The organism is Pseudonocardia sp., assembly GCF_025965585.1.
In the GTDB taxonomy this organism is placed as follows: domain Bacteria; phylum Actinomycetota; class Actinomycetes; order Mycobacteriales; family Pseudonocardiaceae; genus Pseudonocardia.
Map to the genome: position 1 here is coordinate 1 of NZ_JAOPWR010000247.1, position 25,273 is coordinate 25,273.

Annotated in this window: 24 protein-coding genes; 15 read left to right on the forward strand and 9 right to left on the reverse strand. The window is 73.8% G+C overall.

The window, feature by feature from the left end; all coding sequences use genetic code 11:
* Positions 1–474 precede the first annotated feature (474 nt).
* From JWR81_RS15910 to JWR81_RS15925, 4 genes are all read left to right on the forward strand, one after another.
* Positions 475–1,287, forward strand: a complete 813-nt coding sequence (locus JWR81_RS15910) for an ANTAR domain-containing protein (RefSeq protein WP_297652476.1) — start codon at positions 475–477, stop codon at positions 1,285–1,287.
* A gap of 111 nt (positions 1,288–1,398) precedes the next feature.
* Positions 1,399–1,842, forward strand: a complete 444-nt coding sequence (locus JWR81_RS15915) for a response regulator transcription factor (RefSeq protein WP_297652480.1) — start codon at positions 1,399–1,401, stop codon at positions 1,840–1,842.
* A 22-nt stretch (positions 1,843–1,864) separates the two neighbouring features.
* On the forward strand, positions 1,865–2,005 hold the full coding sequence (locus tag JWR81_RS15920) for a hypothetical protein (protein WP_297652482.1): 141 nt from the start codon (positions 1,865–1,867) through the stop codon (positions 2,003–2,005).
* 42 nt (positions 2,006–2,047) lie between these two features.
* A complete protein-coding gene (locus tag JWR81_RS15925) occupies positions 2,048–2,824 on the forward strand; it encodes a DUF4097 family beta strand repeat-containing protein (RefSeq protein ID WP_297652485.1) in 777 nt (258 codons plus the stop codon).
* Positions 2,825–2,945: 121 nt separating this feature from the next.
* Here the strand turns inward: JWR81_RS15925 and JWR81_RS15930 are convergent, their stop codons facing one another.
* The gene (locus JWR81_RS15930) at positions 2,946–3,911 is read right to left on the reverse strand and encodes a LysR substrate-binding domain-containing protein (RefSeq protein ID WP_297652488.1); all 966 of its coding nucleotides are present in this window, start codon (positions 3,909–3,911) and stop codon (positions 2,946–2,948) included.
* A gap of 69 nt (positions 3,912–3,980) precedes the next feature.
* Between JWR81_RS15930 and JWR81_RS15935 the strand changes: the two genes are divergently transcribed.
* From JWR81_RS15935 to JWR81_RS15945, 3 genes are read left to right on the forward strand one after another with little or no spacing between them, the layout of a single operon-like run.
* Positions 3,981–5,018 (forward strand): maleylacetate reductase, encoded by a 1,038-nt coding sequence (locus JWR81_RS15935; RefSeq protein WP_297652491.1) that lies wholly within the window; start codon positions 3,981–3,983, stop codon positions 5,016–5,018.
* Positions 5,011–5,868, forward strand: a complete 858-nt coding sequence (locus tag JWR81_RS15940; RefSeq protein ID WP_297652496.1) for a dioxygenase — start codon at positions 5,011–5,013, stop codon at positions 5,866–5,868. The genes JWR81_RS15935 and JWR81_RS15940 overlap by 8 nt, the downstream gene beginning before the upstream one ends.
* Positions 5,865–7,637 carry an FAD-dependent monooxygenase gene (locus JWR81_RS15945; protein ID WP_297652499.1) on the forward strand — a complete coding sequence of 591 codons (1,773 nt, stop codon included), beginning with the start codon at positions 5,865–5,867 and terminating at the stop codon, positions 7,635–7,637. Before JWR81_RS15940 ends, JWR81_RS15945 begins: the two co-directional genes overlap by 4 nt.
* Positions 7,638–7,733: 96 nt before the next feature.
* Here JWR81_RS15945 and JWR81_RS15950 read toward each other — a convergent pair whose 3' ends face one another.
* The 3 genes from JWR81_RS15950 to JWR81_RS15960 form a co-directional block, all read right to left on the reverse strand.
* Positions 7,734–8,831 carry a chondroitinase-B domain-containing protein gene (locus JWR81_RS15950; RefSeq protein WP_297652503.1) on the reverse strand — a complete coding sequence of 366 codons (1,098 nt, stop codon included), beginning with the start codon at positions 8,829–8,831 and terminating at the stop codon, positions 7,734–7,736.
* 156 nt (positions 8,832–8,987) lie between these two features.
* Positions 8,988–9,434: an SRPBCC family protein gene (locus JWR81_RS15955; RefSeq protein ID WP_297652506.1), complete on the reverse strand. Its 447-nt coding sequence runs from the start codon at positions 9,432–9,434 to the stop codon at positions 8,988–8,990.
* A 140-nt stretch (positions 9,435–9,574) separates the two neighbouring features.
* Complete coding sequence (locus JWR81_RS15960) at positions 9,575–10,156, reverse strand: sigma-70 family RNA polymerase sigma factor (protein ID WP_297652509.1); 582 nt, start codon at positions 10,154–10,156, stop codon at positions 9,575–9,577.
* A gap of 53 nt (positions 10,157–10,209) precedes the next feature.
* Here JWR81_RS15960 and JWR81_RS15965 point away from each other — a divergent pair, with 53 nt between their 5' ends.
* Genes JWR81_RS15965 through JWR81_RS15975 form a run of 3 tightly spaced genes read left to right on the forward strand, consistent with a single transcriptional unit; the run spans position 10,210 to position 12,236 of the window.
* On the forward strand, positions 10,210–10,980 hold the full coding sequence (locus JWR81_RS15965) for a zf-HC2 domain-containing protein (RefSeq protein WP_297652512.1): 771 nt from the start codon (positions 10,210–10,212) through the stop codon (positions 10,978–10,980).
* A 57-nt stretch (positions 10,981–11,037) separates the two neighbouring features.
* Positions 11,038–11,535, forward strand: a complete 498-nt coding sequence (locus JWR81_RS15970; protein ID WP_297652515.1) for a MauE/DoxX family redox-associated membrane protein — start codon at positions 11,038–11,040, stop codon at positions 11,533–11,535.
* Positions 11,535–12,236, forward strand: coding sequence for a thioredoxin domain-containing protein (locus tag JWR81_RS15975; RefSeq protein ID WP_297652518.1), 702 nt, complete (start codon positions 11,535–11,537; stop codon positions 12,234–12,236). The genes JWR81_RS15970 and JWR81_RS15975 overlap by 1 nt, the downstream gene beginning before the upstream one ends.
* A gap of 67 nt (positions 12,237–12,303) precedes the next feature.
* Here the strand turns inward: JWR81_RS15975 and JWR81_RS15980 are convergent, their stop codons facing one another.
* From JWR81_RS15980 to JWR81_RS15990, 3 genes are all read right to left on the reverse strand, one after another.
* Complete coding sequence (locus JWR81_RS15980; protein ID WP_297652521.1) at positions 12,304–13,368, reverse strand: HoxN/HupN/NixA family nickel/cobalt transporter; 1,065 nt, start codon at positions 13,366–13,368, stop codon at positions 12,304–12,306.
* 407 nt (positions 13,369–13,775) lie between these two features.
* Positions 13,776–14,342: a hypothetical protein gene (locus JWR81_RS15985; protein ID WP_297652530.1), complete on the reverse strand. Its 567-nt coding sequence runs from the start codon at positions 14,340–14,342 to the stop codon at positions 13,776–13,778.
* A gap of 254 nt (positions 14,343–14,596) precedes the next feature.
* Positions 14,597–15,145, reverse strand: coding sequence for a hypothetical protein (locus JWR81_RS15990; RefSeq protein ID WP_297652533.1), 549 nt, complete (start codon positions 15,143–15,145; stop codon positions 14,597–14,599).
* Positions 15,146–15,219: 74 nt separating this feature from the next.
* On the opposite strand from JWR81_RS15990, the gene JWR81_RS15995 reads away from it, so the two are divergent.
* A complete protein-coding gene (locus JWR81_RS15995; RefSeq protein ID WP_297652536.1) occupies positions 15,220–16,089 on the forward strand; it encodes an LLM class flavin-dependent oxidoreductase in 870 nt (289 codons plus the stop codon).
* Between the two features lie 107 nt (positions 16,090–16,196).
* Positions 16,197–18,167, forward strand: coding sequence for a cytochrome c oxidase assembly protein (locus JWR81_RS16000; protein ID WP_297652540.1), 1,971 nt, complete (start codon positions 16,197–16,199; stop codon positions 18,165–18,167).
* Here the strand turns inward: JWR81_RS16000 and JWR81_RS16005 are convergent.
* Both JWR81_RS16005 and JWR81_RS16010 read right to left on the reverse strand, forming a co-directional pair.
* Positions 18,122–20,365 (reverse strand): cation-translocating P-type ATPase, encoded by a 2,244-nt coding sequence (locus JWR81_RS16005; RefSeq protein ID WP_297652542.1) that lies wholly within the window; start codon positions 20,363–20,365, stop codon positions 18,122–18,124. The genes JWR81_RS16000 and JWR81_RS16005 overlap by 46 nt on opposite strands.
* A 9-nt stretch (positions 20,366–20,374) precedes the next feature.
* Positions 20,375–22,114, reverse strand: coding sequence for a hypothetical protein (locus JWR81_RS16010; protein ID WP_297652545.1), 1,740 nt, complete (start codon positions 22,112–22,114; stop codon positions 20,375–20,377).
* Between the two features lie 584 nt (positions 22,115–22,698).
* On the opposite strand from JWR81_RS16010, the gene JWR81_RS16015 reads away from it, so the two are divergent.
* From JWR81_RS16015 to JWR81_RS16025, 3 genes are all read left to right on the forward strand, one after another.
* Positions 22,699–23,244, forward strand: coding sequence for a globin domain-containing protein (locus JWR81_RS16015; protein WP_297652548.1), 546 nt, complete (start codon positions 22,699–22,701; stop codon positions 23,242–23,244).
* Between the two features lie 114 nt (positions 23,245–23,358).
* Positions 23,359–24,402, forward strand: coding sequence for an NAD(P)-dependent alcohol dehydrogenase (locus JWR81_RS16020; protein WP_297652551.1), 1,044 nt, complete (start codon positions 23,359–23,361; stop codon positions 24,400–24,402).
* Positions 24,403–24,890: 488 nt separating this feature from the next.
* Positions 24,891–25,273: SRPBCC family protein (locus JWR81_RS16025; RefSeq protein ID WP_297652554.1), on the forward strand; the 383-nt coding region annotated here is incomplete at its 3' end.

Genomic DNA, 25,273 nt, shown 5'->3' on the forward strand with positions numbered 1-25,273 from the left:
GCTCGGCGCCGCCCTCGGCGAAGCGCAGCAGGTTGAGCATGACGATCGGCTCGTCGGGATCGGTGGCGAGGAACGCCTTCATGTCTGCCCCGGTGGGGTTCACGGCCATGGGGTCATCCTGCCCTGCCCGTGGTGCTCGCCACCCGGCCCCGCCCGGCCCTGGTTCGTGCCGGCGAGCGTCAGGGACATCGACCGGGGCCGCGACGTGTTCACCCGCCACGGCGGGCACAGGTGGAGGGGTGGCTCGGCCCGATCTCGTCCGTCGTCGTCGGGCTGCTCGTGCTCGGGCTGGTCGTCCTCGCCGTGCGTCGTCACCGGGGGCGGCTGGGCGTTTCGGCGCCCTGAGCCGCCATTCGGTTGTGCACAACCGACCATACGGCGCATGCCCGGCGACGGGCTTGCCGTGCGGGGTCCTGGTAGGTCAAGCTTCCGCGCCGGTGCAGAGCGGCTGGGGGCACGATCAACGAGGTGCGAGTGACGACGGAACAGGACTGGGCCGAAGAGGACTGGGCCGAGGAGCGGACGCGGTTCGCGATCCGGCGCGCCGGCGGCGACCCGGACGACGTCTCGGACGCCGTCATCGGCCCGCTCGCGCGCGAGTTCGTCCGGCTCGCAGAGCACCTCTCCGGCGCGGGCACGGTGCACGGCGTGCTGCAGCGCGTCGTCGACGCCACCGGCCGCGTGGTCCCGGGCGCCGACCTCGTCAGCGTCACGATGCGGGCTACCGACGGCTTCCACACCCCGGTGCAGACCGACCTGCTCGCGACCCGCCTCGACGAGGAGCAGTACCGGCTCGACGAGGGCCCGTGCGTCGAGTCCACCCGCACACCCGGCCTGGGGATCACGTTCTCCGCCGACCTCGGCGCAGGCCGGGAGTTCCCGGTCTTCGGGCCCGTGGCCGCGGGCTTCGGGGTGCACAGCGTGCTCGCGATCGGGCTGTTCCCCCACGGCGGGGCGGCCCCCCGGCTGGGCTCGCTGAACATCTACTCCCGCTCGCGCGCCGGCATCGACGAGGTCGACCGCGACCTCGCCCTGGTGCTCGCCGCCCACGCCTCCACCGCGCTGGGCGCCACGATGGCGTCCACGGCGGCGGAGCTGGAGGTCGCCCAGCTGCGGGATGCGATCAACAGCCGCGACGTGATCGGGCAGGCCAAGGGCATCCTCATGGAGCGGCGCGGCATCTCCGCGGACGAGGCCTTCGACACGCTGCGGCGGGCGTCGCAGGCGCTCAACGTGAAGCTGGCGCAGGTGGCCGAGACGCTGGTGGAGCGCCGCGCCGAGATCTGACCGGCAGGGATCAGAGCGGACGCACAGCGGTTCACCAGCCGGACCGCAGGTTCCTCTCAGACATCGGGACGACCGTGGTGGTCATCACCCCGCCGACCCGGAGGAGCCCCCATGTCGTCCACCACGACCGCCACGCTCGACCGTCCGCTCGACGCGCCGGGCCATCGCCGCCACGTGCTGCTCGTGGAGGACACCGAGTCGGTGCGCCGCGCCGTCTCGCTCGGGCTGCGGACCTCGGGGTTCGACGTGACGGCGGTGGCGGGCGGGGCCGAGGCTCTGGCGGTGTACGCGGCGGTGCGTCCCGCCGTCGTCGTCACGGACCTGAGCATGCCCGGCATGGACGGGCTGGAGCTCGTGCGCACGCTGCGCGTCCGGCAGGTGGAGGTGCCGATCCTGATGATGAGCGCCCGGGACTCCGCGCAGGAACGGGCCGCCGCGCTGGCCGCGGGCGGCGACGGCTTCCTCGCGAAGCCCTTCGGCCTCACCGAGCTGCGCGACCGGGTCACCGCGCTCGCGGAGAGCCCGCCGCACCGGTGCGGCACCCTCGCCACATGATCCACAACTTGGTGGTGGGCGGGTGCACGACGGCGTGTCGGGCGACGAGATCGAGCGCGGTCCGCAGGCCCTGCGGGACCTGACCGTCGAGGGCGTGGCGTGCAGTTCCGCCTGCCCGGCTGCCCCCGAGGATCTCCTGAGCTCCGGCGATCGTCAGTCTTGACCGCTGCGTCACCGATCGGGCACGCACGGTAGGACATTGACCATGAGCGTGCGCACCTGCCGTCCCGTCCTGTTCGCCGTGCCGCCGGCCGTGCTCCTGGCCGTGGCCCTCGCCGGGTGCGGCGCCGCCCCGTCCGCCGCCCCGGCGTCGTCCGGACCCGTCACCAGCGTCGTACAGGACGCCGTGGTCACCACCACCGACCGGCGCACGGACGGCCAGGAGAACAGCGACACCCAGAGCCTCACCTACCGCAAGCCGATCACCGCGCTGGACATCCGGACCGCGGCGGGCGACGTCGCCGTGACCGGCGACGCCCCCGACGACACCGTGCGGATCGTCCGCCACCGCTCCTGGCGCGGCGCCGAGCCGGTGGTCGCCGACACCTGGAGCGGCACCTCCCTCGCGACCAGGGTCACCTGCGACTCGTGCGGCGTGTCGTTCGAGCTGCACGTCCCGGCCGCGGTCGCCGCCACCCTCGCCACCGACTCCGGGGACGTCACCAGCACCGGCCTCCGCGGCGACGCAGCGCTGTCCTCGTCCTCCGGCGACGTCACGGCGCGCGACCTCTCCGCCGGCACGGTCACTGCGCAGACCAGCTCGGGCACGGTGGACCTCGACCTCGCCACGGCGCCGACCGCCGTCACGGCCACGAGCAGCGCGGGCGACGTGACCGTGGCGGTCCCCGGGGGCACCGGCTACCGCGTCGAAGCCACCACGAGCGCGGGAGACCGGGAGATCGGCGTCCCGGCCGACCCCGCCGCGACACACACCATCACCGCGCGCACCGACGCGGGGGACGTGACGGTCCGCGCGCGGTAGGACGGCTGTGGGGTGCCGCACAAGCATCGCCGTGACCGCACCGGTGCCGCGGCGGCCGTGCTGACACGACGACGCTTGTGCCGGGCTGTTCGGGTGTCCACCCCGTCCGACGAGCCGGGGTCTATCCGGCGGACGGACCGCCCGTCGGGGTCGTGGGCCGGGCGGGGCGGGCGAAGGCCGGGCCCAGGACGTCCGGCTCCGGCGTCGCCAGGGCCAGGCGCAGGAAGTGCCGGGCGGCGGGCGTCGGCGCGTCCGCGCGGCGGCGCAGCAGGCCCGTCTCGACCACGGGGACGTGCCGGGTCAGCGGGCGGGTCACCGCGTCCGGGCCGCACACCTGCTCCGCCGACGCGGGCAGCACCGACACCCCGAGCCCCGCGCCCACGAGCGCGACGGCGGTCTGCACCAGGTCCACCTCGCGCAGGGTGGGCTCGAACCCCGAGAGCCCACACGCGCCGACGAGGTGCGCGGCCAGCCCGCCCCACACCTCCCGCGCCGGGCACAGGAAGGGCTCGCCGGCCAGCGCGGCCAGGTCGATGCGCTCGGGCACGTCGTCGCCCCGCGGCAGCACCGCCACCATCGGCTCGCGACGGACCACGGCGACGTCCAGGTCGGGCCCGACGCCGCCCGCGGCCCCGCCCGGCGGCAGGTGCACGAGCCCGAGGTCGGCCCGCCCGGCCCGCACGTGCTCGGCGACGGTGTCGGTGCCGGCCTCCAGGAACCGCAGCTCCACCTCCGGGCTCGACGCGGCGAAGCGTCGCAGCAGCGGCGGCAGCACCGACCACGCGCTGGCCGGCACGAACGCCAGCGCCAGCCGCCCGCTGCGGCCCTGCCCGGTGCGGCGGACTGCGGCCGCGGCGACGTCCACGTCGTGGAGCACCCGGCGGGCGTGTTCGACCAGGTGGCGCCCGGCCTCGGTGAGGTCGACGCCCCGGCGGTGCCGGACGAACAGGTCGACGCCGAGCTCGTGCTCGAGGCGGGCGAGCTGTGCGGACAGCGGCGGCTGGGTGAGGTGCAGGCGGGTGGCCGCGCGGGTGACCGACCGCTCCTCCGCCACCGCGAGGAAGTAGCGGAGCTGCCTCAGGTCCATGGTGACGAGTATGGCTGGGCTTCGAAAGCGGTATTGGACGAATGGCTGCCGACCCAGCAGTGTGAGCTGGTGCACGATTTCACGTACGACGCGCTACCCGCGCGGATCGTGTTCGGGCCCGGGGCGGCCCGCACCCGGCTCGCCGACGAGGTGGCCCGGCTCGAGGCCACGCGGGTGCTGCTCATCGCGTCCGACCGTGACGCCGAACGGGTGCGGCAGCTGGTGGCCCCGCTGCACGGGCGGGTGGCAGCCACGTTCACCGACGTCGTCGAGCACGTGCCCGTCGCCACCGCGGCGGCCGTGCGCGCGATGGCCGTCGACGCCATGGCCGACGCGGTGCTGTGCATCGGCGGCGGCTCCACGATCGGCGCAGCCAAGGCCGTCGCGCTCACCGCGCGCATCCCGATCGTCGCCGTGCCCACGACGTACTCCGGGTCCGAGGTCACCGCGATCTGGGGCACCAGCGAGGACGGCCGCAAGACCACCGGCGTCGACCTCGCGGTGCTCCCGCGCACCGTCGTCTACGACCCGGAGCTGACGGCGTCGCTCCCGCAGGACATGGCCGTCGCCAGCGGGCTCAACGCGATGGCGCACGGCGTCGAGGCGCTGTGGGCGCCCGGTCACAACCCGGTGAGCACCGTGGTCGCGGAGGAGGGCATCGCCGCGCTCGCGTCCGGGCTCCGCAAGGACGATCCCAGCGAGTTGCTGCGCGGCGCCTGGCTGACGGCCACCGCGTTCGCCGTCACGGGATCGGGCCTGCACCACAAGCTCTGCCACGTGCTGGGCGGCATGGGCATGCCGCACGCGCGCACCCACGCCGTGGTGCTGCCGCACGTGCTGGCCTTCAACGCGCCGGGTGCGCCCGAGGCCGCCGCGCGGGTGGCACGGGCGCTGAACGTGGACGACCCGGTGGCCGGGCTCCGCGCGCTGGCCGATGATCTGGGCGTGCCGCGCGGCCTGCGCGAGCTGGGACTGCCCGAGGACAGGATCGACGAGGTCGCCGCGCTCACCGAGCCGGTGGTGCCACAGGACAACCCCGTGCCCGTCGGCGGCGGGGCACTGGCGCGACTCGTACGACGAGCATGGTCAGGAGAGCGGAATGGATGAGGCGAGGGAACAGGCCGTCACCGACGAGGTGATCGCGAGCTTCGCAGGCACGAAGGACGAGCGGCTCAAGGAGATCGTGGAGAGCCTGACGCGGCACCTGCACGGCTTCGCCCGCGAGGTGCGGCTGACGCAGGAGGAGTGGACGGCCGGCATCGAGTTCCTGACGCGCGTCGGCCACATCACCGACGACCGGCGCCAGGAGTTCATCCTGCTGTCGGACGTGCTGGGCCTGTCGATGCTGACGGTCGGGATCAACGCTCCGGCGTCCACCGAGGCCACGCAGTCCACGGTGTTCGGGCCGTTCTTCGTGGAGGGCGCCCCCGAGATCGAGCTCGGCGGCGACATCGCGTTCGGCGCCAAGGGCAACCCGTGCTGGGTGACCGGCAGCGTCCGCGCGGTGGACGGTACGCCGATCCCGGGCGCCCACCTCGAGATGTGGGAGGCCGACGAGGACGGCTTCTACGACGTCCAGTACGAGGGCGACGTCACCGCGGGCCGCGGCTGGCTCACCGCCGACGACGACGGCGGCTACCGCTTCTGGTCGGTGCTCCCGTCGGCCTACGGCATCCCCGACGACGGCCCGGTCGGCGACATGCTCGCCGCCACCGGCCGCGGCACCATGCGCCCGGCCCACCTGCACTTCAAGGTCGACGCACCCGGCTACCGCACGCTGATCACCCACATCTTCGTCGCCGGCGACGAGCACCTCGACCGCGACGCCGTGTTCGGCGTCAAGGACAGCCTGGTCGCGGACTTCCCCGAGCACCCCGCGGGCACCGCGCCGGACGGGCGTGTCCTCGACGGCCCGTGGAACAGCGTGAACTTCGAGATCGTCCTGGAGAAGGCGTGACATCACCCGAGAACGCGAACGGCCAGGAGAACCTGACCACCGACGTCCTCGTCATCGGCAGCGGGCCCGCCGGCGGCGGCGCCGCTCTCGCCCTCTCGACGCTCGGCGTCGAGCACATGGTGATCACCAAGTACCGCTGGACCGCCAACACCCCACGCGCGCACATCACCAACCAGCGGACGGTGGAGATCTTCCGGGACCTCGGCATCGAGGACGACGTGCTGGCCCAGGGCACCGGGCACGACCTCATGGGCGAGACGGTCTTCTGCACGAGCCTGGCCGGCGACGAGATCGGCCGCGTGCGCACGTGGGGCACCCACCCCGCGCGCGAGGCCGACTACACGATGGCCAGCCCCTCGCCGAACTGCGACATCCCGCAGACGTTCCTCGAGCCGATCGTCATCGGGCACGCCGCCTCGCGGGGCAGCCGCATCCGGTTCGACACGGAGTACGTCTCGCTCGCGCAGGACCCCGACGGCGTGGACGTCACGGTGCGCGACCGCGTCACCGGTCACCAGTACGTGATCCGCGCGAAGTACGTGATCGGGGCCGACGGTGGCCGCAGCGCCGTCGCCGCCGACGTCGACCTGCCGTTCGAGGGCGAGATGGACCTCGCCGGCTCGATGAACATCGTCTTCCACGCCGACCTCTCGCAGTACGTCGACTACCGGCCCAGCGTCCTGTACTGGGTGCTGCAGCCCGGCTCGGACGTCGGCGGCATCGGCATGGGCGTCATCCGCATGGTGCGACCGTGGAACGAGTGGATGGCGATCTGGGGCTACGACATCAACCAGCCGCCGCCCGAGGTCACCGACGAGGAGGCCATCCGGATCGTCCACGAACTGGTGGGCGACGACACGATCCCGGTGACGATCCGGTCCACGTCGTTGTGGGGCAACAACAAGATGTACGCCACCCGCTACCGCGCGGGCCGCGTGTTCTGCATGGGCGACGCCTGCCACCGGCACCCGCCGTCGAACGGGCTGGGCTCCAACACCTCCATCCAGGACGCCTACAACCTGGCGTGGAAGCTGGCCTACGTCCTGCGCGGCACGGCGGGCGAGGCGCTGCTCGACTCCTACGACGAGGAGCGCGCGCCGATCGGCAGGCAGATCGTGCTGCGGGCCAACAAGAGCATCGACGAGTTCGGGCCGATCTTCGAGGCGCTCGGGCTGCTCGACGCCGCGGAGCCCGAGGTGATGCGCCGGCGCATCCAGGACCGCGCGGCGAGCACGCCGGAGGCCGCCGAGCAGCGGGTGAAGCTGCGCAAGGCGCTGGACCTGAAGAACTACGAGTTCAACGCCCACGGCGTGGAGCTGGGGCAGCGCTACTCCTCACGTGCCGTGGTGCCCGACGGCACCCCGCAGCCGGAGTACACGCGCGACCCCGAGCTGTACTACCACCCGACGACGTGGCCGGGGGCGCGCCTGCCGCACGTCTGGCTGGGGCGTGACGGACGCCGGGTCTCCACCCACGACGTCGCGGGCAAGGGGAGGTTCTGCCTGCTCACCGGCATCTCGGGGGAGAGCTGGGCCGACGCGGCGTCGAAGGTGGCCGCGGAGCTGGGCATCGATCTGGTGGCGCACGTGATCGGGCCGGGCCGCGAGTACAACGACCTCTACGAGGACTGGGCCGGTGCCCGCGAGGTGGGCGAGGACGGCTGCGTGCTGGTGCGGCCCGACGCCCACGTGGCCTGGCGCAGCGCCGGCGCGGTGGACGAGCCGGCCGCCGAGCTCACCCGCGTGCTGGCGCAGGTGCTGGCCCGCTGACGACGCCCACCGACCCGGATCCGCGCGCCGTTTCGCGTCCTCGCACCGTCCACGGAGGGTGCGAGGACGCAAGATCGCGCGCGGATCGGGGTGGGGTCAGCCGCACTTCTTGTCCACCGACAGCAGCGCGCCCTTCGGGGTGAAGCCGTCGGTGGTGTTGCCCTCGATCGTGTTGCCGCAGCCCGAGGTGGCCTTGTCGGTGATCACGTGGGTCTCGATGATGTTCGTGAGCGCCGCCGAGTCGCCCGTGGTGACGTTGTCGGTGACGGTGGTGTCGTAGCCCTTCACGTCCACGATGGAGTCGGCGTAGTTCTCGCCGCTGGTGGCGGAGCCGTCGAAACGGTTGCCGGTCATCAGCGTGCCCGCGGTCTCCTCCTTCACGTCCACGTTCTCCGCGGTGATCGTGCGGAAGGTGTTGCCGACGATGCGGTTGCGCATCGAGAGGTCCGGCTGCCCACCGGTGATCTTCTTCCAGTTGCTCTTCGCGCTGCCGACGTAGACGCCCTCGCCGTACCCGGGCTGCTGCAGACCGGTGTCGTGGATCGTCGAGCGCTGGACGGTGTTGTCGCTGGAGTTCGTGCGGAAGTGCACGGCCTCGTCGCCGGTGCGGCCGACGTCGAGCGAGTCGAGCAGGGTGTGCTGGGTGTTGTCGAGCATCACGCCCTTGCCGCCGCCGGTGACGCCGAACCCGACGAGCTGCCAGTAGGAGGCGCCGTCGAGGTGGACGGTGTAGTCCTTGCCGCTACCCGTGATCACCGCGTCGGCCGGGCCGGTGAGGGTGATGGGCGCGGCGGTCGTGCCCGCGCTCGTGATCACGACGGGGGAGTAGGTGCCTGCGGCCATGCGGATGGTGTCGCCGGGCTTCGCCGACGAGATCGCCCCCGCCAGCTCCTCGCTCGTCGTGACGGCGGTGGTGCTGCCGGTGCCGCGGACGACGGCGAGCAGGTTCGCCGGCACCGGTTCCGGGGCTGCGCTCGGGCCGGGGGAGGGCGTCACCGGCGTGATGCTCCCGGACTGCCCCCGCCGCGCCGACCCGGGATCCACGTTCTTCGACAGGTAGGCGGACGGCGGCTCGTCGCCGACCGGCGCCGCGACGCCGCGGGCGGGGGGCGCCGTGTCGCCGCCGAGGGCCGGTAGCGCCCAGGTGACCACGGCCAGGACGAGCACCGCCCAGTGCTGCACCGGCGTCGACACCTGGCCTGCACCCGCCCTCCGGTCCGGTCCGCCCGATCGCCGCACGATCGACGTGGATCGTGCAACCGAGCGTGAACCTACCGGCGGACACCACCCGCGCGGGCCCTTTTGCTTCCATCCGGTCGGGCGAACCCGTGACCGGATCGGGGCGGGCCGTCAGGCGGCGAAGACGATCGTGCGCCGGTACAGGAACTCGGCCAGCGCGCCGAGCCGCGCCAGCCTGCGCCGCTGGCCGAACGCCGAGAGCGGCCCCACCAACTGCTGCACGAGCGCGCCCGCGGGCCCCGACACGGTGGCGGCCATCGTCACGGTGCAACCGTCCGGACCGTCCGGGGTGATCAGGTCGGCGTAGTCGAGGCGGTGGCCGACCGCCGTCGACGTCCAGCGGATGCCGCGGGCGGGCTCGCACCATGTGACGTCCATCTGGGTGGCCGGCCCGAACCACGGCTTGACCATGCCCGTCCAGCCCACGGCGTCGATGATGTCGCTCGCGGCGTCGATGCGGTCGATGTGCGGCGACCACAGCTTCCACGCCGTCACGTCGGTGAGGACGGCGTGCACGACGGCGGCGGGAGCGGCGACACTGAGCTCGGATCGGATCACGGTCCTACGGTAGGCGCGCGGAGCGCCCTCGGCGAGAGCGGGAACTACCGCGGCCGTGCCGAGCACCTGCGTCCGGCAGGCGCCGTACGAGCCGCCGAGCGCGTGGCCGACGCCGATCTGCGTGAGCGGTGCGGTCGGGGTCAGGCGCCGCTGGCGCGCTGCGATCGCGGCTTGTCCTCCATGGCCTGCACCAGGTCCTCGCGGGCGCGCGCCACGCGGGAGCGGATGGTGCCCACCGGGCAGCCGCAGACGTCGGCGGCCTCGGCGTAGCTCAGGTCGAGCTCCTGGGTGAGGACGAACGCCTCGCGCCGATCGGGCTCGAGCGCGTCGACGAGGCTGCGCAGCAGCACGGCCTCGTCGGACGCCGACCGGACCAGCGCGGGCCGCCCGGTAGCCGCGGCGAGCGCCTCCCAGTCGTCGACGCCGCTGGTGCGGGGCCTGCGGACGGCCGTGCGCACGGCGTCGGCCACGGAGTGGCGGGCGATCGACAGCAGCCAGGTGCGCGCGGACGACCGGCCGGCGAACTGCGGCAGCGACCGCAGCGCGCGGACGTAGGTGTCCTGGGCGAGGTCGTCGGCGTCGCGGGGGCCTGCGAGGTGTGTGACGAAGCGGTGCACGTCGCGCTGCGTGGCGCGGACGAACTCGGCGAGCGCCGTCCGGTCACCCTGGCCCGCGGCGATCGCCAACGCGGTGACGCGCGCGTCGTCGGGGCGTTCGGCCATGACACCAGGGTATCTCCGGGAACCACCGGGCCGTCGGCGGCGACTGTGTGAGCATGCGGTGTGCGGACTACCGGGACATGTTCTCGGCGCGGCTGGACGGCGAGGAGCTCCCCGGCGAGGCCGAGGTGCTCGACACGCACCTGGCCGGGTGCGCCGGCTGCGGCGCCTGGGCCGAGCGCGCCGCCCGCATCACGCGCCTGACGCGGCTGCGCCTCGCCGAGCCGGAGACCGAGCCGGAGGACACCGTGGCGACGGTCATCGCGCCGCACCGGGAGGCTGTGCTCGACCTGGTGGCCGCCGTGGTCGCGCAGGCTCCGCCGCGGCGCCGGGTCGGGCCGGGAGCGCTGCGGCTGGCGCTGGGCGCTGTCGGCATCGGGCAGTGCGCGCTGGCCGTCAGCGGCATCGTCGGCGTGGGCGGCGACCACGGCGCCGTCGAGCTGGCCGGGGCGAGCGCAGCGCACATGGCGCACGAGACCGCGGCGTGGAACCTCGCGCTGGGCGTCGGGTTCCTGTGGGTGGCCATGGGCACCGCACGGCGGATGTCGGGGCTGGTCGCACTGGTCGGCGCGTTCGTCGGGGTGCTGGCGGTGCTGAGCGTCCTCGACGTGCTGGACGGGCAGGTCGATCCCGTCCGGCTCGCGACGCACCTGCTGGTCGTGGCCGGGTTCGTGCTGCTACTGGTGCTTCGGCGCGTCGAACGCACCGGCGACGGCGGCGCCGACGCCGTCGGGCCACCCGGGTTCCGCGCCGGCCGTCCCGTCGCCCCCGATCGGGCCGTGGACGACACCAGCCTGCGCACCTCGGCCCACCACCGTGCGGCGTAGGCCGTGTGCCCCACCACACACGGGAACCCCGGGTCCCCGACAGGCGACTACTCGACGATGACCGCACTCGACACCCGCGCCACTGTGCTGCCGTGGCTGTCCACGCTCGCCCGCCTCGTGCTCGGCGGGGTGTGGATCGCAGCCGGGGTCACCAAGATCACCGACCTCGACGCGTCGATCCGCGCCGTGCGCGCCTACGCGCTGCTGCCCGAGTCCGTCGTGCAGATCGTCGGGCCCGGCCTGCCGCCCGCGGAGATCCTGCTCGGCCTGCTGCTCGTGGTGGGCCTGGGAGTGCGAGCCACCGCCGTGATCTCCACGGTGCTGATGGCCGCGTTCATCGTCGGCATCTCCTCGGCATGGATCCGTGGCCTGCAGATCGACTGTGGCTGCTTCGGCTCCGGCGGCCTCCTCGCCGCCGGCCAGAAGCCCACCTACGGCTGGGAGCTCGCCCGCGACGGCGGCCTCCTGGTCCTCGCCCTGTTCCTCGTCCGGTGGCCGGTCGGCCACTGGGCACTCGACGCGGTGCTGAACCGCGAACCTCGGAAGGACTCTTGATGGCACGTGCCACCCAGAGCAAGAAGCCGGTGGTGGCCGCGCGGCGCGGGCCGTCGGTCGCCATGATCGTCGGAATCGTCGTGGTGGTGCTGTTCGCCGCCGCGGTCGGCTTCGGCGTCTACCGGTCCCAGCAGTCCGTGGCGGCGGCCGGTGCCGTCGTGGTGCCGCCGAACGCCACCGCCGCCGGCGTCCCCGTCGGGAACGCGAACGCCAAGGCCACGATCGACATCTACCTCGACTTCCAGTGCCCCATCTGCCGTGAGTACGAGGCGCAGTCGGGCGCCACGATCGACCAGTTCGTCGCGAGCGGCCAGGCCAGGGTGATCTACCACCCCATCGCGATCCTCGACCGTTCCTCGAGCACGAACTACTCCAGCCGAGCGTCGGCCGCATCCGGGTGCGCGGCGGCGGCAGGAGTGTTCCCGCAGTACGTGAAGCTGCTCTACGCCAACCAGCCCCCCGAGGGCGGCGACGGCCTGCCCCCCGAGCAGCTCGTCAGCCTCGGGCAACAGGCGGGGGCGAAGGGCTCGGACTTCACCACCTGCGTGTCCGACAACCGCTACGGCGCCTGGACGGCGAGCCTGACCGACCAGTCCTCGCGGGCCGGTGTCACGGGCACGCCGACCGTGAAGGTCAACGGCCAGCAGGTCGACCTGACCGACGCGGCCCTGCGGCAGGCGGTGCAGGCGGCGAACGCCTGACGTCACACACACTCGCACGTCCTCGCAGCACATCGGCGTGCTGCGAGGACACCTGTGCGCTGCGAGGTCAGCCGGCAGCGTCGGCGGGGGCCGATGTGTCGCGCAGCCGTGTCGACCACCGGTCCTCCACCCGCCCGAACCGCCACACGACCAGGGCCAGCAGCCAGGCGAGCACGAACAGCGCGACGATGCCGTAGCCGGCGTAGTCCAGCGGGATGGCGGCGATCGCGGCGAGCGGGCCCGACTCGATCCCCAGCTGGTCGACGAGGACACCGACGAGCTCGATCGTGCCGATCACGAGCGCGACCGCCACGGAGATGGCGGTGATCGTGATGTTGTAGAAGACCTTGCGGACGGGCTTGGCGAACGCCCAGCCGTAGGCGAAGTTCATGAAGACGCCGTCGATCGTGTCGGCCAGGCACATGCCACCCGCGAACAGGATCGGCAGCACCAGGATCGCGTAGAACGGCAGGCTGAACGCCGCCGCACCACCCGCGAGCACCAGCAGGCCGACCTCGGTGGCGGTGTCGAAGCCGAGGCCGAACAGGACGCCGACCGGGTAGATCTGCCAGGGCTTGCGGATCGACCGGGTGAGCTTGCCCAGGAAGCGGTTCATGAACCCGCGGGCGTTGAGGTGCTTCTCCAGCTCGGCCTCGTCGAACTCGCCGCGCCGCATCCGGCGGAACACCGAGACGATGCCGACGAGCACCACCAGGTTGAGCAGGCCGATGACCCACAGGAACACGCCCGACACCGACGCGCCGACGACGCCGGTGATCGAGTGCAGCACCGACGAGTCGTTCTCGACCTGCCCGGCCAGTGCCTTGACGCCCAGCGCGAGCAGGAACGTCAGCAGGAAGACGATCGTGGAGTGGCCGAGGGAGAACCAGAACCCGACCGAGAGCGGCCGCCGGTCGTCCTCGGAGCGGTCCTCCAGGAGCTTGCGGGTGGTGTTGTCGACGGCCGCGATGTGGTCGGCGTCGAACGCGTGGCGCAGCCCGAACGTGTAGGCCAGCACGCCGATCCCGACGGTGTAGACGCCGGTGGTGCCGAGGTCGTAGCGCGCGGGGATCACGAACAGGATCAGCACGCCGAAACCGATGACGTGCAGGGCCACGATGAGGGCACCCATTCCGAACAGGGAGCGACGGTCCTGTTGGGTGAACGAACCGGTCATACGGGACCAACGGGACGGGGCGGAGCTCGTCATGAATGCCTCACGTGGACGGGTCGGATCTTGCCGCAGGTCAGAGCGGCACGACATCGACCGTCGCACGAGAGTGAGGCTTCTGCAACTTGATGGTGATTGCAGGGTTGTGCTGTTTCTGGAATGTCCGTAATCACGCAGCCGTGCCACGACGGGTGGGGCCACCGCAGGGTCGAGCAGCGTGCCCACGACGGTGCTGCCGGCCAGGACGGCCCGCCCGCCCGCGCGCCGAGGACAGCACGCCGAAGTACGCACCGAGGCGGCGCTCGCCGGCGAGCCGGGGCACGAGGTCCTGGGCGATGGGTACGGCCGCGTTCTGACCGCCCGGCTCGTCAGCCCGCGGCCTTGCCGCCGGACGGAGTGATGACGAACCAGCTGCCGTCGGAGCCGTTCGCGCCCGCGGTCGCCAGGCCGGGGGCCTCGCCCTGGCTCCGGTAGAGCGGCCAGCCGGTGAGGGTGACCTGGGCGCCCCCGTCACTGCGGGGCACGGTGCCGACCTTCGCCGGATCCACGCCCTCCAGCTGCGGAGGCTGGTCGCCGGCCACCCGCAGCGGCGCCCATGTCGTCGTGCAGGGGCCGGTGCACCGCGGCGTCGGCGGCGTCGCGCTGTCGGTGTCGGAGCGGTAGAGCATGCGGCCGGCGCCGTCGGTGACGATCACGCCGAACGGGCCCGTCTGCACGGCCCACAGCTCGACGGCGCCGTCGGCGCCCATGTCCGTCCCGCCCATACCCGCGCTGTGGCCGCTGTGCCCTCCCGCGGCCCGGGACGCGGCCGCCGCCCCGGAGACGGGCGCGGTCGTGCTCGCCGCGGGGGAGCCGCACGCCGCCGTCGCCAGCAGCGTCGCCGAGGTCAGTACGAGCAGGGCACCGTTGCGTCGCCGGGTGGGCGTGCTGGTCATCGTGGGCACCTTCGCGTCGGGGTCGCCGGACCCGTCGAGCGTGCCGCCTGCTCCGGGCGCCGGAGCCGCGCGAACGCGCCGGTGCGGCCGGTGGCCGTCTCCCGGTCGGCCGGTGGCGCCGGCGGCGCCACCGGGCCATTCCTGAGCCTGCGGCACCGCGTCCGGACCAGGACATGCACCCGGACGGGGCAGCCGGCTCCCGCTCGGCGCGCTGTGGGTGACGGAGGTCCGGGGCGACTCTCAGGCCGGCGCCGTCAGGTCCCCGACCAGCACCCCATGATCGTCTTCGCGACGAGCATCGCGACGTTCGACGGCGTCAGCGGGGGCGACGCGAGCTTCGGCGGAAGGGTGGAGTCGTCCACGAGCAGCACCTTGAAGTCCTTGCGCACCACCACGGACCCGTTCGGCGTGATGAACGCGCCCTGGCCCAGGCCGTCGATCGACTGGGTGTTGCCGAGCTGCTTGCCGAGCGCCTCGTAGTAGTCGGTGGTCGTCAGGTCGTCCGCCAGTTCCTTCACCGACATCAGGAACGAGCCACCGGCGTAGTCGTACCGGCAGGAGTACAGGTGGTCCTTCCAGGTCGGGGTCTCGACGCGCTGCGCGGCGATCCCCAGCGCCTCGGTGATGTCGTCCTGCGCCTCCGGCTCGCACACCATCTTCGCGCTGACGGACGGCTGCGCCGGCGCCACCGCGGCGGCGGTGGTGGCGGGCGGGGGCACCGAGGCGGGGTCCAGCAGGCCGCCCGCGCACCCGCCGAGGAGCAGCAGCAGCCCGGCGACCAGGGCGAGACGGACCCGACGCATGCGAGCGAGGGTAGACCGCGCACCCTCCGTAGCCGCTCGCCCTCGTTGTGTGCGCTGTCGCTACTGTCCGCGACATGAAGCTCGGGTACCTGACGCACGTCGCGGGCGCCGATCCGCGCCGGGCCTACCGGCAGGCGATCGAGCTGGCCGTCGCCGCCGAGGACCTGGGCTTCGACTCGTTCTGGCTCGCCCAGCACCACGGCGGAGTGTTCGGCGGGCAGCTGCCCTCGCCGCTCGTGCTGCTGGCGACGATCGCCGAGCGGACGTCGACGATCCGGCTGGGCACGGCGGTGGTCGCCGCCTCGCTGGAGGACCCGATGCGCCTCGCCGAGGACGCCGCCGTGGTGGACGTGCTCAGCGGGGGCCGGCTCGAGCTGGGCGTCGGGGGCGGGGCCGACGAGGCCGCGTCGGAGGCGTTCGGCCGCGACCACGCCCGCCGCCACGAGGACTGCGCCGCCGTCGTCGACGAGCTGTGCCGGCTGCTCGACGGGACGGGCCTCGTCCCGGCCGCACCCGGGCTCCGGCAGCGGCTGTGGTGGGCGACCGGGTCCTCGGCCGGCGTCGAGGCCGCCGCGCAGCGGGGCATGGGCGTGATCACCGGCCGGCCCGCCGACGCCCCGGGCAGCCCCGTCGCCGCGGACCTGTCCCGTTACTGGACGCGCGCCGCCGGGGATCCGCGCGTGGCGGCGTTCCGGAGCGTCGGGGCCGGGGAGGCGCCGATCGCGCTCGTGGACCGCTGGCGGCGGGACCCGGCACGGGAGTGGGCGAGCGAGCTCGTGGCCCAGAGCCTGCCGGTCGACGCGGAGATCGGCGTCCACCTGGCGACGCTGCGGTCGATCGGCGCGGCGGCGGGTGCGGCGCCTGCCGCCTCAGCCGTGGTGGACGGCCTGCTGCGCACGGTGCGGGCGCCGCGCCCGGTGGAGCGCCGGTACGCCGGACGGTGACCGATTCCTCGCGGGTCCCCGGAACCGTGGCGGGCCCGGCGGCGACACCTGGGGGTGGCCCTGGGTGACCCCGGGCCCGCGGACGGACGGGGGAACGGATGGTGGCGGTGGAGTCCCCGCCGGTCACGACGGGGCCTGGGGTGCCGGCGCGCCGGGTTCCGGTCGGGCTCGTCGTGGTGGCCGTGGCCATGGTGTGCGTCGCGGCGGCGAGCCTGCTGTCACTGCTGGACCCGGGGTACTACGGCCGCCTCGGCCTGCCCGAGCCCGGCGCGCTCGACCGCCTTCTCGTCACGGCGTTGCGCGCCACCGCGGAGCTCGGCGGTGGCCTGGCCGCGGGATCGCTGCTGTTCGCCGCGTTCGTCGCGCCGCCGCAGCTCGGCGGCGTGCTCGACGTCGACGGGTACCTCGCCGCGCGCCGCGGCGGCCGGAGCGCGGTGGTGGCCGGCCTCGCGGCGCTGCTGCTCGGCCCGGTCCTGGCGGGCGACCTCTCGGGGACCAGCGGCCCCACCGTCCTCGGCGGTGACTGGTGGGCGCTGTTCGCGACGCTGCAGGAGCCGATGGCCTGGCTGCTGTGCGGTGTCGTTCTGATCGTGGCCGGGGTGGGCGGTCTGGTGGCCCTGCGCTGGCGGACCATGCCGCTGCTGGGTGCGCTCGCGACCGCGAGCCTCATCGCGCCCGCGGTCGTGGGGCAGGCCGCGAACGGGGCGGGGCACGACTGGGCCACCGATGCGGTGATCCTCCAGCAGGTCGCCACGGCCGTCGGCCTCGGTGTGCTCGTCGCGCTGCTCGCCCACCTGCACCGCGGTGGCCCCCACCGCGACCTGGTGCTGCGCCGGGCCGGACGGCTCGCCGCGGTCGCCGCGCCGGTGCTGCTCGGGTCCGGGCTGGTGCTGACGGTGCTGTGGATCGGGTTTGCACCGTTCGGCACGGCGTGGGGCGTGGTCGCGATCGTCCGGCTCGCCGTCCTGGCCGTCGCGGCGGTGCTCGGCCTGCTGCTGTGGCGGTCCCGGCCCGGACCCGCGGTGGTCGTGCTGCTCGCGGGGTTCGCGGTGGCGGCCGTGCTCGCGGTGGTGCTCGAGCGTTGGCTGCCCCCGCGGTTCGCCGAGGTGGTCGACACCCCGGCCGAGTCGTTGATCGGCTACGACCTCCCCGAGCCCGCGACGGCGCTGCGGCTGCTGCTGGACTGGCGGTTCAACATCCTGTTCGGCGGCGCGGCGATCGCGCTGGCCCTGATCTACCTGGTGGGTGTCCGCAGGCTCGGGCGCCGCGGCGACGGCTGGGCGCGCGGCCGTACCGCCGCCTGGCTGTGCGGGTGCGCCGCGCTGCTGGTGGTGACGTCGTCCGGGGTCGGGCGGTACTCCCCGGGAGTCTTCAGCCTGCACATGATCAGCCACATGGTGGTGAACATGCTGGTGCCGGTGCTGCTCGCGATGGGCGGGCCGATGACGCTCGCGCTGCGCGCGCTCACCCCGGCCGGCCGCGGCAACCCGCCCGGCCCGCGCGAGTGGATCGCCGTGGGCATCGGGTCCCGGTTCCTGCGGGTCGTGCTGCATCCGCTGGTGGTGTTGGCGCTGTTCGTCGGCTCCTTCTACGCGCTCTACCTGACGGGCCTGTTCGACATCGCTCTGCGCTACCACTGGGCGCACCAGCTGATGAACCTGCATTTCCTCGTGATCGGCTACCTGTTCTTCTGGCCGCTCATCGGGGTGGACGCGTCGCCGACGCGGCTGCCGCACATCGGCAGGCTCGCCGTGCTGCTGGCGGCCATGCCGTTCCACGCCTTCTTCGGGGTCGCGGTGATGAGCACCTCCACCGTGCTCGGCGGGGAGTTCTACCGGCTGCTCGCGCTGCCGTGGGTCGGCAACCTGCTCGACGACCAGCACACCGGGGGTGGCATCGCGTGGGCAGCGGGGGAGGCGCCGATGCTGCTGGTGATCCTCGTGCTGCTGCAGCGCTGGAGCCGTGACGACGCGCGCGAGGCGGCCCGCCACGACCGCCGCGCCGACGCCGACGGCGAGGCCGACCTGGAGGCCTACAACGCGATGCTGGCGCGGATGTCCGGCTCGGAGCGCTCGTGATTGCGCAGCCGCAGGCTGTTGGACACCACGAGCAGTGACGAGAACGCCATCGCCGCCCCGGCCACCAACGGGTTGAGCAGCCCGGCCATGGCCAGCGGCACCGCGGCCACGTTGTAGCCGAACGCCCACACGAGGTTGCCGCGGACGGTCCGGACGGTGGCCCGGGCGAGCCGGACCGCGGTGGGCAGCACGGTCAGGTCGTCGCGCACGAGCACGAGATCGGCGGCCTCCAGTGCCACGTCGGTGCCCGAGCCCACGGCGATCCCGAGGTCGGCGGCGGCCAGCGCGGCGGCGTCGTTGATCCCGTCGCCGACGACGGCGACGGTGTGGCCGTCGGCCTGCAACGCCCGGACCAGCGCGATCTTGTCCTCGGGCAGCGCCCCCGCGTGCACCTCGTCGATCCCGACGGCGGCGGCCACCGCGCCGGCCGCGGCCACCCCGTCGCCGGTGAGCAGCACCGGTCGCATCCCCATGGCCCGCAGCGCCGCCACCGCCTCGACCGCCCCGGGCCGCAGCGGGTCGGTGAGGGCGATCGCGCCGGCCGCCCGCCCGTCGATCCCCACGGCGACGACGGTCGCGCCCGCGGCTTCCCACTCGGCGGGCACGGTGACGTCGGTGACCAGCTCGGGCCGCCCCACCAGCACCTCCCGCCCGTCGACCGTGCCGCGGGCGCCGAGCCCCGCCAGGGCCCGGAAGCCGGTGACCTCGGGGAGGTCGTCGCCGGCCCGCTCCACGATCGCGGCGGCGATCGGGTGCTCCGAGGACCGCTCGACGGCCGCGGCGAGGCGCAGCAATTCGTCGGCGTGCAGGTCCGCGGCGACCACATCGGTGACGCGCATCCGAGCCGCGGTGAGCGTGCCGGTCTTGTCCAGCACGACGACGTCGGCCGTGCGCACCGTCTCCAGCGCCCGGAATCCCGTGACGAAGATGCCCAGCTCGGCGCCGCGGCCGGTCGCCACCATCAGCGCCGTCGGGGTGGCCAGGCCGAGCGCGCACGGGCAGGCGATGACGAGCACGGCCACGGCCCGCGCGCCCGCGTCCGCCGCGGTCAGGCCCAGCAGCAGGCCGCCCACCACCGTGGCGAGCGCGAGCAGCAGCACCGCGGGAACGAACACCGCGGAGACGCGGTCCACCAGCCGCTGCGTCGCGGACTTCTCCACCTGCGCGTCCTCGACCGCGCGCAGCATCCGGGACAGGCGGGTGGTGTCACCGACGTGGTCGGCCCGCACCGTCACGGTGCCGCCGACGGCGATCGTGCCGCCGGTGACGGCGTCGCCCACTGCGGCCTCGACGGGCACGGGCTCGCCGGTCATCGCGCTCGTGTCGACCGCGGCGGCGCCGGAGTCGATCGTGCCGTCGGCGGCGATCCGCTCACCGGGGCGCACCACGAACAGGTCGCCCACCCGCAGGTGCGCCACCGGCACGCGACGCTCGACACCGCCCCGCAGCACCGCGACGTCCGGGGCGCGCAGCCTCCCCAGCGCGCGCATCGCCCCGCCCGCCGCCCGTCGTGCGCGGGCCTCGAAGTAGCGTCCGGCGAGCTGGAACGTGGTGACGCCCGCCGCCACCTCCAGGTAGAGCGGGCCGGCCGGGTGCAGCACCGCGTCCCAGCCGGTGGCGGTGTCGGGCACCCCGCCGGTGGTGGCGAGCGTCCACAGCGACCACCCCGACGCGGCCAGGATGCCCAGCGACACCAGGGTGTCCATCGTCGCCGTGCCGTGCCGCAGCCCGGCCAGCGCTGCCCGGTGGAACGGCCACGCCGCCCAGCCGACCACCGGCAGGGCCAGCGCCGCCAGCACCAGCTGCCACCCCGGGAAGCGGAGCGACGGCACCAGCGACTGCGCCACGGACAGGTCGGCCAGCGGGATGAACAGCAGCAGTGCCACCGTGAGCCGCAGGCGCAGCCGATCGACCGCCCGATGGTCGGCACGGGGCTCGTCCGGCCCGGAGCGGACCGGACGCGCGGTGTAGCCCGCCTTCTCGACGGCGTCGACGAGCGCGGCGACGGGCATGTCGGCGGGGTGGGTGACGGTCGCCCGCTCGGTAACGAGGTTGACCGTGGCCAGCACCCCGCCGAGCTTCCCGAGCTTGCGCTCGACGCGGCCCACGCACGCCGCGCACGTCATGCCCCCGATCGCGAGCTCGACGGTCGGGTCGGCACCCCGTGTGCGTTCCGCCGCGACGGATCCTGCGTCCACTCCCACGCGTCAGGGGTCGCCCGGGGGAGCGCCCGAGTTCCCCGCGGCCGGTGTGATGTCCAGGGCTCGTGTGATGTTCAGGGCCGGGGGGACCGCCGGCGCCCTGCCGCCACCGTCCCGCCGATCTCGGCGAGCGCCGACGGCGACCCAGACCCACGCGGGCACTCCGCCCCCGCTCGACGCCGCCGCGGCCGGTTCGACCGTCGGCGCCGCGGCCGCCGCGGGGGCTGCCGTCGTCGTCGCCCCTGTCGTGGTCGCCCCTGTCGTGATCACCGCCGCCGGCCGGGGGTCGCTCGTCCACAGCGTCAGGGTGAAGTCCCCGAACCCCATCGGCGCCGACGCGACGAAGCCCGGCCGCACGGCGGCGAGCGCGGCGCCCGTGACCTCGGGTCTGGGACGCCACCGACCGACGGGACCGGGGTAGCCGGCGACCCAGACCCGCGGGCACCCGCGCAGGATCGCCACGACGTCCGCCTCCGGCCGCTCGGCGGGGAAGAGCCCCACCGGGTCGTGCCCCTCAGGCCCTGGGTCGAGCGCGACGTCCCGCGGCCCGGGGGAGCGGAGGTAGTACTCGAGCCCGAGCCGCGCCCACGACGGGTCGTAGGCGATGCAGTCGCCGGCAACGGCCGCCCCGTCCAGGTACGCGGCCGCGGCGCGGAGGTCCTCGGACTTCGACGCGGGCCCGGTCCAGGCCGCGGGCAGCCCGGTCAGGGCCACGGCCAGCGCGATCCCCGCGACCCACACCGTCGCGGGCAGCAGCCGGACGGCCGCACCCAGCGCGAGCGCCAGCATCGGCATCGCGGCGAGCACGTACCGCTCGACGTAGAGCGGGTGCCCCAGCCACGACACGGTCAGCAGCACCGCGGGCCCGGCCACGGCGGCGAGCAGGCTCGTCGTGAACAGCGCGCCGTCACCGTCCCACCGCCGGCGGAGGGCCAGGGCGGCGACGGCCCCGGCCAGCAGCACCGCCGCCGCCCACTCCCCGTAGGTCGACCCGGCCAGGTCGGCGACCAGGAACCGGATGTCGTCGCCGGTCGGCCGCTGCACCCAGGACACCTGCCCGGCCTGCGCGACCGCCGCGACGACGAGCGGCGCGACCGCCACCGCGTAGCCGCCCGCGCCCACCAGCACCGCGCGCGGGTGGGGCCGGTCGGCCGGCAGCAGGCCTGACGCCAGGCCGGCGAGGGCCAGCGCGTCGAACAGGTGCATGTACGTCGTCAGCACCGCGAACACCACGAACAGCGGCCCCCGCCACCGCCACGTCGTCCCCAGCAGCACGAACGCCGCCGCGCACACGAGCATCACGCCGAGCGCGTACGGCCGGGCCTCCCGCGCGTAGAACGACAGCAGGGGGTTCGCGATCATCACCGCGGCCGCCACGGTGGCCGGGACGACGCCGAGCACCCGCCGCGCCAGCTCCGCCGCCAGCCCGACGGCCGCCACCGCTCCGGCCAGCGATGGCATCCGGACGGCCACCTCGGAGCCGTCCACCTGCAGGACGGCGTGCAGCAGCAGGTAGTAGAGGCCGTGCACGACGTCGATGCGGCCGAGGGCGGCGAGGATCCGCGGCACCGGCCGAGCCGCGATGTCGACGCTGGCCACCTCGTCGCGCCACAGCGGCAGGCGTCCGAGCCCGTTGCCGTACACCAGCGCGGCCGCCGCGCACACGACCAGCAGCCAGACCCGCTCGGTGGCCGGGGTCCGCGCCCGCGTCATCGTGCTGTGGATCGTCGTGGCGTGGACGGTCATTGATCTCCGATCGTCCTGCCCCCGTTGACGATCCTACGGACGCTCCCGACGCTCTGATCTGCCTCGGTGATGATCGAGCTGGTCCTGCTGCCGCGGGTGGGCGTACCGCGGCCGTGAGATCAGCAGGCGCCCGGCTCGGCGGCCTGCTCGCGCTGCCCGCGGGTGACCTGCCCACCGGTTGCGGCACGTCCCGGCTCGTGGGCGCGCTGTGGCCGGACGGCCCGCCCGCCCGTCCGTGTCGCCGTAGGACTTGCACAGCCCGGTGACCGCGATCGCGGTGCGGGATGCGGTGGAGGTCATGGTGTCGTCGTGTCGTCGTGTCGTCGTGTCGTCGCGTCCGGTGTCGGTGACGAGGACCCGGGGCGCCGGTTTCACGGCGGTTTCACCGCGGATTCCCGATGCGGCCTCCCGGGTTCGACGAGGACCGCCGTTCGGCGGCTGTGCAACGCTCGTGGCTCGGCGTTCGATAGATGTCTGAACCGTGTCGCTGCTCCCCGCGCGCCACCCGATCGTCGACGAAAGGCACCCCCGTTGGACACGGAGCACTCCCCGAAGCCGCTCACCCCCGTCGTCGGGGGGCGACGATGACCCGGCCCGATCCCGCAGCCCGGCAGGATGTCCGGCGTCCCGCGCCCGAGGTGATCGCCGCGGTCCGGGCGTCCTGTGCCTCGGTGGCCGACCGTCCCGTGCGCCTGGCGGAGACGTTCTACGCACACCTGTTCGAGATGGCCCCGCACACGCGGGGCATGTTCCCCGCGGACATGTCCGACCAGATGCAGAAGATGACCGGCACGCTGTTGGCCGCCATCTCCCACCTGGAGTCGCCGGACACCGCCGCGCTGGAGGCGCTGCTGCGCAAGCTCGGTGCCGATCACCGCACCAAGTACGGGGTCGAGTCCGAGCACTACCTCTACATCGGCCACGCCCTGACCAGGGCCGTCCGCGACGTGTCGGGTCCGGCCTTCTCGGGCGGGCTCAGCTCGTCCTGGATCGCGGTCTACCAATGGGTGGCCGCGCACATGATGGCCGGAGCCGACGTCGTCGACGCCGCACCGGTGGTGGAGCTGCCGCAGCAGCGCGAGCCCGACGAGCACCTGCCGCACGGGGTGTGGGCCGCCGCGGGAGGGTGACGATCGAGACACTCCGGTTCGTGGCGGTCGCCCACCGGGAACTCTCGTGCAGCCGTGCGCACCTGACGATGCGGTGCCACGGCGACCTGAAGTCGTCCCAGAGGAGATCCCCGCGTGACCACGACCGTGAACGCCTATGCCACACCCGCGGCGAAGGCTCCGTTCGAGAAGACCACGATCGTCCGGTGTGACCTGAAGCCGAGCGACGTGCTCATCGACATCAGGTTCGCCGGCATCTGCCACTCCGACATCCACACCGCGCGCGAGGAGTGGGGCAGCACCACCTTCCCGCTCGTCCCGGGCCACGAGATCGCCGGCGTCGTCTCCGAGGTCGGCTCCGGGGTTACGAAGTACCAGGTCGGCGACCGGGTCGGCGTCGGCTGCATGGTCGACTCCTGCCGCGAGTGCGAGAACTGCAAGGCCGGCGAGGAGCAGTACTGCCTCCGGGGCAACGTCGGCACCTACGGCGGTGTGCTCGACGGCACGCCCACCGACGGGGGCTACTCCGAGAAGATCGTCGTCGACGAGAAGTACGTGCTGGGCATCCCCGAGGGCATCGAGCTCGACGTCGCCGCCCCGCTCCTGTGCGCCGGCATCACCCTGTACTCGCCGCTCAGGCACTGGGGCGCCGGGCCGGGCAAGAATGTGGCCATCGTCGGCATGGGCGGGCTCGGGCACATGGGAGTCAAGATCGCCCACGCCCTCGGCGCCGAGGTCACAGTGCTCTCGCAGTCGCTGTCGAAGAAGGAGGACGGCGAGCGGTTCGGCGCCGACCACTACTACGCCACCAGCGACGACGCCACGTTCGAGCAGCTCGCGGGCACGTTCGACCTGATCGTCAACACGGTCTCCGCCCCCCTGCCGATGGACAGGTACCTGGGCCTGCTGGGCCTCGACGGCACCATCGTCAACGTGGGCGCCCCGTCCGAGCCGCTGGAGGTCCCCGCGTTCGCGCTGATCCCGATGCGGCGCAGCTGGGCCGGCTCGATGATCGGCGGCATCCGCGAGACCCAGGAGATGCTCGAGTTCTGCGCCGAGCACGGCCTGGGTGCCGAGATCGAGGTGATCGACGCGTCCCGGATCGACGAGGCCTACGACCGCGTGGTGGACAGCGACGTGCGCTACCGCTTCGTCATCGACGTGGCGACCATGGCCTGATCAGGTTCCGCCGTGGCGGGTCACGTCGGGCCCAGCTCCCGCGTGCTCGCCAGGAGGTCCCATCACGTCACGGCGAAGGGTGCGCCTCGCGGACGCGAGTGAAGCCCGAGCGCACCGACGTCCACGCGATCGAGCCACGTGGGGACATCGGTGATCGAACGGCGTGGCCGCGAGAGGATCGCGATCGTCGGCCGCCCGGCCCCGGCCCCGGCCGGGCGAGGGACACCACGCGCCGGCCGTCGGGCGAGCAGCATCCAGCGCCGGGTCATGGCGTCATCTTGCGAGCCGCAGAACTGCTCCACGAATAGCTCCACATTTCTGAGCGCGCCGCCCGCGGCAAGGTTCGGTGTCGAACGCGTCGTGCTCGGCGAGGTGGCGGTAGAAGCTGGTGGGCGATCGGCCGATGAGTTCCGGGGCCGGGGCGGGTCTCTCCTCCCGGGGGCGGGAACGCCCCTTGCCCAACGAGCACGCGACCGAAGGGACAACCCATGACCACCGAGGCCCTCTCCGTCACGACCACCGTCCCGGCGCCGGCGAACGTCGTGTTCGCGGTGCTCGCCGATCCCGCCAGCCACGCGGCGATCGACGGCACGGGCTGGGTGTGCGGGCCGCTGGACGGCGAGCGACTGACGACGTCCGGGCAGGTGTTCCGCATGGGCATGTACCACCCCAACCATCCGGACGGCCGGTACGAGATAGCCAACCAGGTCCGGGAGCTCGATCCGCCCCGCGCGATCTCGTGGAAGCCGGGGACGGAGGACGCCGAGGGGCGCCTCAGCTTCGGCGGCTGGATCTGGCGCTACGACCTCGCGCCGGCAGCGGACGGTGGCACTGAGGTCCGGCTGACATACGACTGGTCGGGCGCGACCCC

What these genes read in the sequence shown, in the direction of transcription:
- JWR81_RS15915 (WP_297652480.1), top strand. Translation starts at nt 1,399, where the DNA reads ATGTCGTCCACCACGACCGCCACGCTCGACCGTCCGCTCGACGCGCCG.
- JWR81_RS15925 (WP_297652485.1), top strand. Translation starts at nt 2,048, where the DNA reads ATGAGCGTGCGCACCTGCCGTCCCGTCCTGTTCGCCGTGCCGCCGGCC.
- JWR81_RS15930 (WP_297652488.1), bottom strand. Translation starts at nt 3,911, where the DNA reads ATGGACCTGAGGCAGCTCCGCTACTTCCTCGCGGTGGCGGAGGAGCGG.
- JWR81_RS15940 (WP_297652496.1), top strand. Translation starts at nt 5,011, where the DNA reads ATGGATGAGGCGAGGGAACAGGCCGTCACCGACGAGGTGATCGCGAGC.
- JWR81_RS15960 (WP_297652509.1), bottom strand. Translation starts at nt 10,156, where the DNA reads ATGGCCGAACGCCCCGACGACGCGCGCGTCACCGCGTTGGCGATCGCC.
- JWR81_RS15965 (WP_297652512.1), top strand. Translation starts at nt 10,210, where the DNA reads ATGCGGTGTGCGGACTACCGGGACATGTTCTCGGCGCGGCTGGACGGC.
- JWR81_RS15970 (WP_297652515.1), top strand. Translation starts at nt 11,038, where the DNA reads ATGACCGCACTCGACACCCGCGCCACTGTGCTGCCGTGGCTGTCCACG.
- JWR81_RS15975 (WP_297652518.1), top strand. Translation starts at nt 11,535, where the DNA reads ATGGCACGTGCCACCCAGAGCAAGAAGCCGGTGGTGGCCGCGCGGCGC.
- JWR81_RS15980 (WP_297652521.1), bottom strand. Translation starts at nt 13,368, where the DNA reads ATGGGTGCCCTCATCGTGGCCCTGCACGTCATCGGTTTCGGCGTGCTG.
- JWR81_RS15985 (WP_297652530.1), bottom strand. Translation starts at nt 14,342, where the DNA reads ATGACCAGCACGCCCACCCGGCGACGCAACGGTGCCCTGCTCGTACTG.
- JWR81_RS15990 (WP_297652533.1), bottom strand. Translation starts at nt 15,145, where the DNA reads ATGCGTCGGGTCCGTCTCGCCCTGGTCGCCGGGCTGCTGCTGCTCCTC.
- JWR81_RS15995 (WP_297652536.1), top strand. Translation starts at nt 15,220, where the DNA reads ATGAAGCTCGGGTACCTGACGCACGTCGCGGGCGCCGATCCGCGCCGG.
- JWR81_RS16010 (WP_297652545.1), bottom strand. Translation starts at nt 22,114, where the DNA reads ATGACCGTCCACGCCACGACGATCCACAGCACGATGACGCGGGCGCGG.
- JWR81_RS16015 (WP_297652548.1), top strand. Translation starts at nt 22,699, where the DNA reads ATGACCCGGCCCGATCCCGCAGCCCGGCAGGATGTCCGGCGTCCCGCG.